Origin of the sequence: Psychrobacter sp. 5A.1, from assembly GCF_030407455.1 — a bacterium.
In the GTDB taxonomy this organism is placed as follows: Bacteria; Pseudomonadota; Gammaproteobacteria; order Pseudomonadales; family Moraxellaceae; genus Psychrobacter.
This window is the reverse complement of the sequence record NZ_JASDDJ010000043.1, coordinates 21,074-28,051: the sequence shown is the minus strand read 5'-3', so window position 1 is coordinate 28,051 and position 6,978 is coordinate 21,074. Positions and strand designations below refer to the sequence as shown.

The window sequence follows — 6,978 nt, the reverse complement described above, 5'->3', positions numbered from 1 at the left end:
TAACCTCAAATATATCATCTTGCTTCGGCTGTCACCCCTCCTTTAATTCCTCAGCATACTTTTTGATACACCACCAACAAAAGAATGTATAGCGATTGATTTAATTATTAAAAATTGGAGTGATTATTATGGCGAACCGTAGCTATCTGTATTCGACCAACACTATCCCCGAACCAAATCAAGATGATAGCAGCCGTGTGCTAACTGGTATTTCAGAATATAATTATGATATTCCAATCGTCTTTAAGGTTCTGCTCTCTGGCAATCCGCAAGCCTGTCTATCAGTAATTTGGGACAGCGCTGAAAAGATTGCTCTCATTGGGGATTATGCTAGTGGTGTGCAAAACCTTGAAGCATTCTTAGCAAGTATCACGTTACCTGCTGCTCAAGCTCCAATTGCAGAGGCGCTTGAATTTTTAAAAATGCCAGAGAACCAAAATCAGTATTTTATTTTGGAGTGTGGCGAGATTTTTGAGATGAGTGAGACGCCAGTAGAAACGCAAAATCTGGCACTTCTCAATCAAGTGCAGAATCTTCAGCCTGAGATAGCAGCAGTGTATCAGTCACTGTTATTGCCTGTGCCAGTCGTGAGCGAGCAGCCTAAACCTATTGGTTTCTGGGCAAAAATTTTTGGTCGTCGTCCAACACCGCCAAAAGCATTGTCCGTGAATAATCCAGAACAAGCTATCTACGATCTCGGCCTTGGACTTTGGTCAAATATTCTGTATTTTGACTTCTCTGGAGAGGATGAAGGCTAAGATTAATCTTTAAACAATTATAAAATTGAGAATATAACATGCAGCTAGAAATAAATGTCATCGATGCTTTCACTGATAGCGTTTTTAAGGGTAATTCAGCAGCGGTTATTATCACAGAAAATTGGTTGTCCGATGCGCTGATGCAATCTATTGCTATGGAAAACAACTTATCCGAGACGGCATTTCTAGTTTTAGATGAGACTGATGATAAAGATGTTTACCATATCCGCTGGTTTTCACCATTTACTGAGATTGCTTTTTGCGGGCATGCAACCTTGGCGTCTGCCTTTGTGTTATTTAAGAAAAATCCTACTCTAACGTCTATCAAACTCTCAGCCAAAGCCGTTGGTATTTTGACCGTTGTGCAAACAGACACTGGTAAAATACAAATGGACTTCCCAAACAAAAAGCCTGAAAAGATTACCGACATTCCTCAGGAGTTGTTGGCAGGTCTTTCAGTTGCTCCAGTTGACGTTTATCGTAATGAGCAAGCGTATTTTGTGATTTATGATTCTGAAGCGGATGTGCTAAATGTAGAACGTGATAATGAAAAGTTAAAGCAGCTAGCGCCTTTAGATGTGGTGGTGACATGTCAATCTGAATCAGATGACTATAAAAATTACGATTTTATTTCGAGATATTTTTGGCCTGCCAATGGTGGCGATGAAGACCCTGTGACAGGATCAGCGCATACAGGTTTAGCACCATTATGGGCTGAGCGTTTAGGGAAAAATGAACTGGTTGCCTATCAAGCCTCCAGTCGCGGTGGGGTACTCGATTGCACGGTTGTCGAGGATAGGGTGCTGGTCTCTGGCAATGCCGTACAGTATCTGACTGGTTTTATTACCATTGAGAAGTAGCGGGTGAGGAGTAGTAAGTTTTGACAGAATTAAAGACCGTTGGGCTGTTTGCGCTTACCGCATTAGCAGAAATTATCGGTTGCTATCTGCCTTATCTATGGCTGCGAGAAGGGAAGTCAATCTGGCTTTTAATTCCTGCTGTACTGAGTTTGGCAGCCTTTGTTTGGTTGCTGACATTGCATCCGACGGCTGTAGGCAGAGTCTATGCCGCTTACGGTGGGGTATATGTGGTCATGGCGATTTTATGGTTGTGGACAGTGAATGGTATCCGACCAACCACTTGGGATGTTGTAGGTTCTATTGTCGCGCTGATAGGAATGGCGATTATTATGTTTGCACCGCGCAGTGGCTAGGGCGTGTCCTCAATTCAATCGATAGTTATCTAAATGGGTTAAAAGTGGCTAAATCTTGTCAAATGGCTGACTAATATCTCGATATTATCTGCGCTATTTTCCTTGTTTGACTGCGATTTATCTCATTTTTATCACCATTTTTAAAATGAGGACACGCCCTAATTAAAAATTAGTAGCTAACACAAAAAAATGCCAATCAAACGGTTAAGCTTGATTGGCATATTGTTGTATTTACTATTAGTGTTTACCTAAGATACTGCCGCTGTCTTCTTTCTTAGCTTGTTTTGCCGCTTTCTTTTCTTTTGCCGTCAAAAGTGGTTTCTTTTTTACATTCTTTTTACTGTCTTGACCTTTGCTCATGGTAGTTTCCTTTTTAGATAACACATGCCATTCTCTAAGCCAAAGTGAGCTGGTTTGAGGCAGTGCCGTTATAATGACGGCCAACATAGCCGTTTACTGGGTTGAGTATAGGCTTAAGCACTAGTAATAGATAGTATTCGCACAATTCGTCTACGATTAAATGGATTGCTCCTATTAACTAAAATTGCGTCATGTCAATTCGTATAATAAATATGAGTATTCATAAGTGCTTACTTACGGATACATGGCGATTTGCTATAATGAGCGACAAGCCGATGAATAGACGCGGCAAACTCTTATTTATTAACATTTAGCACCATCGTGCTTACTGTTTTGGTCAAATTATTATGCGTATTCGTAAACTTTTTAAATTTGAAAATGCTCATATCGTTCGTAATTGTAGTTCTGAACGTTGCAAGCATTCTATCCATGGTCACAGCTATCAGATTGAGCTGATTTTAGAAGCCAAGCGCTTAGATCACGGTCAGATGGTCTATGATTTTGGTCTGTTAAAGTCTTCGATCAAAGATATTATCGACAGCTTCGATCATGCTATTTGTTTTTGGAATAAAGACGATCCTGAATATATTGATGCTTGCAAAAAATTCAGTGCGCGCTGGATAAGCCTGCCAGTATCACCGTCAGCAGAGCAATTCTCGCGTGTTATCTTCTTTTGGGCGCAAGAGATTTTGCGCCAGACTCAAATGCAAAATGGCGAGTCGGATGTCAGCGTTTATTCAGTGATTGCCCACGAAACAGCAACGGGTTATGCGCAGTGTTTCGCTGATGATGTGGCCAATGATCAAATGGGCAAACTGGTTTTGGAAGAATTTGCATTTAGTGACCAAGTTTCTAAAGAATGGCATGACCCTGAACTGTATGCCAAACTGATTCGCGGTGAGAGTTTTATCAACCCATCAGTGACCATGCAAGTACAGACAGAGCAGGTACAAACAGAGCAGGTACAAACAGAGCAGGTACAAACAGAGCAAGCACAGGCAGGTTCAGACTGATGCACACTGATGAATCTATAAAAGACGACACATACTCGCAAACATTGATACTGAACTCTGAGCAAGATACTCAATCATTGGCGCAGCAATTAGCTGATCTGCCATTGACAGGCAGTGTGTGGCTGGCAGGTGACTTGGGTGCAGGTAAGACCACGTTGACCCGTTATTGGCTGCAAGCGCTTGGCCATACAGGCGCAGTAAAAAGCCCGACGTATACTTTAGTTGAGCCTTACAGCATTCAGAAAAGTGATGGCTCGATTAAGCCAGTTTATCATGCAGATTTATATCGTCTGCAAGATCCAGAAGAGTTGTCTTTTATTGGATTTGATGAGTATCTGGATGAGCCAAATGCTCTGGTCATTATCGAATGGGCAAGCCGTGCGGATGGCTATTTACCACCGCCGACTTTGTTTATTGATATGACCCAAGGTGATGGTGACAATCATGGTAAAGAATCTCGTTTGGTTGAGCTGCGACTATCGAAAGCAGGACAAGCGCTAGATTTAGATCTATCAACGCTCAAAATTTAATGTTGTACCAAACGCCTGTAATCCAAAATATATGATGCTTATTCATGTCTGATAATTACGCTAATACACGTATCAAAAAACTGTCGCCATTGTTAATCAATCAATTAGCAGCGGGTGAGGTAGTGACGCGTCCGGCAGCGGTGGTCAAAGAGCTGCTGGAAAATGCCATCGATGCAGGCGCGACCAATATTGAGGTTCGCATCACTCAAGGCGGCATGGGCTTGATTGAAGTGGTCGATAATGGCGTTGGTATCCATCCCGATGATATGGTCATGGCCATTACCCGCCATGCGACCAGTAAAGTCGCTGACGTTGCTAATTTGCATGGTATTACGACATTGGGGTTTCGCGGTGAGGCACTAGCGGCAACGGCTGCGGTCTCTCGTTTGACGCTGACCAGTAGCCACGATGACAGTGGTGTTGGTCGTCAATTGCAGGTCGCTGGTGTCTTGGCTGATACGCCAAAATTAGTACCTATCGTGCACAGTCGTGGAACGACGATTACCGTCAAAGATTTATATTTCAATGTGCCCGCACGCCGAGGTAATTTAAAATCTATTGCTACCGAGTTCGGTCATATCGAAACCATCGTCCGAGAGGTCGCATTAGCTCGCGCTGATGTTGCTTTGACACTCTTTCATGATCATAAAAAACGGCTATCATTATCCGCAAGTACTACGGGTATGAATAATCACGATGATAGTCGTTTGCCATTGCCGCGTCTAGAACAAGCGACTGGTATGGCATTGACGGATAATGCGTTAGCAATATCGATAGATTTAACGAATCTTATACAGCTGTCTGTAGAGTACGGTAATAGCAATATTAGTCAGGCAGCGATTAGTGGCTGGCTATGGCCGCTGCATCATGAAAAATCTGACTTGCCAAAGCTGATTTATGTGAATGGCAGGTTGGTAAAAGAAGCATTGATTAGTAATCAGATGCGTCAATTGGCTCAGAGTGCGCAATTAAATGGTATGGGTTATGCACTTTATTTTGATCTACCAACCCAATGGCTCAATATCAATGTGCATCCATCGAAGCAGCGCATCAAAATCAGTCCGTTAAATAATATCATGGCGCATTTAAACCATGCGATTCGCTCCCAATTGAAAACAATCAGTGCGCCCACCTCTGTACCAACGTCAAAGGTTACTAGCTCGAAAATATCGGATTCATCAGACAGTGATATTTCAAACAGTGATATGTCTAAAGGCAATCTATCAGAGCTGTCTGTGTCAAATGCTCTGTCTACAAATGGCTCAAGCCACAACGGGCAAGTACAAGCGCCTAGACAGCCTTATCAACCCGATTCAAGTCAATCGTTTTCAGCCAAACCATCGTCTTTAAGCAATATATTTCCAAGCAAGCCGTTATCTCAAGAGTCAACGCACGCTTATATTGATGAGCGATCAGGCCAAGCTAGCAGTAGCTCTTCACTTTGTTCCGCTGGAATGCTGGCATCTGTATCCTTACCAGTTTGCTTAGATATTATTGACGATGTAGAGGCTATTGGTATTGACTCAAACGCAGAGGACAAACAGCTACCTTGGCTGTTATTTTATCACCAAGGGCAGTGTGTATTGATAAACGCTAAAGATTGGCAGTTTAAAGTAAGTCAGTTATTTGAGTCACTTGCATCTGGTCATCAAGTATTCAAAAAAGCTAGATTGCCAGACAGTGCGAATGAGCTTAATCAGCAACTTATTGAAATAAATATGCAAATGTCTGCACAGGATTCAATAGTTTTTGCAAATGATCTTACTGAAATAATTACAAACAATGCTATTAAAGCGATAGATAGTCACCGCTTAGTAAAGCTAATGCTATCCTGAATATCTGAAAATAATTACAACATCTTAAAGCAATTAAACCAATCGATATCTGAGTTATCCATATATTATGAAAGGCCACTTTATGCAACATTCGTCTGATAGCCTACCTCACAAACTGACGGATAACAGCGTGGTGTGCTTGATGGCGCCAACCGCGAGTGGCAAAACTGCATTGGCTTATGAGCTATACGATACAGGCCGCTACGAGCTAATTTCAGTAGATTCAGCATTGATATACCGTGATATGACTATCGGTACAGCAAAGCCGTCAGCTGATGAGCTGGCACGTTATCCGCATCATCTGGTTGATATCATTGATCCGACACAGAGCTATAGTGTTGCTGAGTTTGTTGCAGATGTTGCTAATTTGATTGATAACTGTCATAAGAATGGCAAAATACCGTTACTAGTGGGCGGTACCATGATGTATTACATGGCGCTACTTGATGGACTATCACCTGTGCCTGATAGTGATGATAGCGTCCGCGCTCGTGTGGATCAGTGGCGGCAAGAGGAAGGTATTGAAGCACTGCATGATTACCTTGGTCAAGTTGATCCGATAAGTCATGAGCGCCTTAATGCAACTGATACTCAGCGCATTACCCGAGCGATTGAAGTTTATCTGCAAACAAACATCCCAATCAGTGACTGGCAACGTCAGCCTAAACAAGCACTGGCACATAATCCCAATCAGCAGTGGCATGCATTGACAATTATGCCGGATCGTCCATGGCTGCATGCGCGTATTGCTCAGCGTTTAGATCTCATGTGGAATGAAGGGCTGGTAGCTGAAGTGATTGGCTTACTCGAAAAGTATCCGCTTACGCCTAATATGCCTGCTATGCGCTGTGTTGGTTATCGACAGGTATTAGAGTATCTGGTTCATATTAATCATCCAATATTTGAGTTATCGCATTTGGACAAAGCCCAGTTTTATGAAGCTTTTGGAAAGCATGAAGGTGGGATTGATGGCAAAGAAATACAAGAAAGTGGCCTTCAATCGACTGCTCAACCAAGCATGCTCAACCATGAGACCGAGGCGCTTGCTTGTCAGGAAATGCAAAATAAGGCATTATATGCTACAAGGCAGCTAGCAAAACGTCAATACACATGGCTGCGAAAAGTCATGCAATTGCCCAATGTTTCAGGAGAGAAGGTGGTAGGGTCTGAAAGTGAGACTGATTCTGCTAGCAGTCATATGATATTACAAACATTTGAGACGATGGCTCAAGCAAGAGAGTATCTATCTTAAAATACACGCACACTTAA

At 42.5% G+C, this 6,978-nt stretch carries 8 protein-coding genes; 7 read left to right on the top strand and 1 reads right to left on the bottom strand.

All coding sequences use genetic code 11. The features are described 5' to 3' along the window. The first annotated feature begins 128 nt into the window (after positions 1-128). The 3 genes from QL982_RS10115 to QL982_RS10105 are packed head-to-tail and all read left to right on the top strand — an operon-like array spanning position 129 to position 1,971. Positions 129-758 (top strand): hypothetical protein, encoded by a 630-nt coding sequence (locus tag QL982_RS10115; RefSeq protein WP_290164612.1) that lies wholly within the window; start codon positions 129-131, stop codon positions 756-758. A gap of 38 nt (positions 759-796) precedes the next feature. Continuing rightward, the gene (locus QL982_RS10110; protein ID WP_290164611.1) at positions 797-1,618 is read left to right on the top strand and encodes a PhzF family phenazine biosynthesis protein; all 822 of its coding nucleotides are present in this window, start codon (positions 797-799) and stop codon (positions 1,616-1,618) included. A gap of 20 nt (positions 1,619-1,638) precedes the next feature. Further along, on the top strand, positions 1,639-1,971 hold the full coding sequence (locus tag QL982_RS10105; RefSeq protein ID WP_290164610.1) for a YnfA family protein: 333 nt from the start codon (positions 1,639-1,641) through the stop codon (positions 1,969-1,971). Positions 1,972-2,208: 237 nt separating this feature from the next. Here QL982_RS10105 and QL982_RS10100 read toward each other — a convergent pair whose 3' ends face one another. Beyond that, positions 2,209-2,331 (bottom strand): hypothetical protein, encoded by a 123-nt coding sequence (locus QL982_RS10100; protein ID WP_265090119.1) that lies wholly within the window; start codon positions 2,329-2,331, stop codon positions 2,209-2,211. A gap of 347 nt (positions 2,332-2,678) precedes the next feature. Between QL982_RS10100 and QL982_RS10095 the strand changes: the two genes are divergently transcribed. From QL982_RS10095 to miaA, 4 genes are all read left to right on the top strand, one after another. Then, the gene (locus QL982_RS10095) at positions 2,679-3,344 is read left to right on the top strand and encodes a 6-carboxytetrahydropterin synthase (protein WP_290190298.1); all 666 of its coding nucleotides are present in this window, start codon (positions 2,679-2,681) and stop codon (positions 3,342-3,344) included. Next, a complete protein-coding gene (tsaE, locus tag QL982_RS10090; protein ID WP_290164606.1) occupies positions 3,344-3,874 on the top strand; it encodes a tRNA (adenosine(37)-N6)-threonylcarbamoyltransferase complex ATPase subunit type 1 TsaE in 531 nt (176 codons plus the stop codon). The genes QL982_RS10095 and tsaE overlap by 1 nt, the downstream gene beginning before the upstream one ends. Before the next feature lie 44 nt (positions 3,875-3,918). Beyond that, positions 3,919-5,709 carry a DNA mismatch repair endonuclease MutL gene (gene mutL, locus QL982_RS10085; protein ID WP_290164604.1) on the top strand — a complete coding sequence of 597 codons (1,791 nt, stop codon included), beginning with the start codon at positions 3,919-3,921 and terminating at the stop codon, positions 5,707-5,709. An 82-nt stretch (positions 5,710-5,791) separates the two neighbouring features. After that, the gene (gene miaA, locus QL982_RS10080; RefSeq protein WP_290164602.1) at positions 5,792-6,961 is read left to right on the top strand and encodes a tRNA (adenosine(37)-N6)-dimethylallyltransferase MiaA; all 1,170 of its coding nucleotides are present in this window, start codon (positions 5,792-5,794) and stop codon (positions 6,959-6,961) included. Positions 6,962-6,978 lie beyond the last annotated feature (17 nt).

Excerpts from the sequence above, each read along its gene's own strand:
- QL982_RS10100 (WP_265090119.1), bottom strand. The coding sequence starts at position 2,331 with ATGAGCAAAGGTCAAGACAGTAAAAAGAATGTAAAAAAGAAACCACTT.
- tsaE (WP_290164606.1), top strand. The coding sequence starts at position 3,344 with ATGCACACTGATGAATCTATAAAAGACGACACATACTCGCAAACATTG.
- QL982_RS10095 (WP_290190298.1), top strand. The coding sequence starts at position 2,679 with ATGCGTATTCGTAAACTTTTTAAATTTGAAAATGCTCATATCGTTCGT.
- miaA (WP_290164602.1), top strand. The coding sequence starts at position 5,792 with ATGCAACATTCGTCTGATAGCCTACCTCACAAACTGACGGATAACAGC.
- QL982_RS10110 (WP_290164611.1), top strand. The coding sequence starts at position 797 with ATGCAGCTAGAAATAAATGTCATCGATGCTTTCACTGATAGCGTTTTT.
- QL982_RS10115 (WP_290164612.1), top strand. The coding sequence starts at position 129 with ATGGCGAACCGTAGCTATCTGTATTCGACCAACACTATCCCCGAACCA.
- mutL (WP_290164604.1), top strand. The coding sequence starts at position 3,919 with ATGTCTGATAATTACGCTAATACACGTATCAAAAAACTGTCGCCATTG.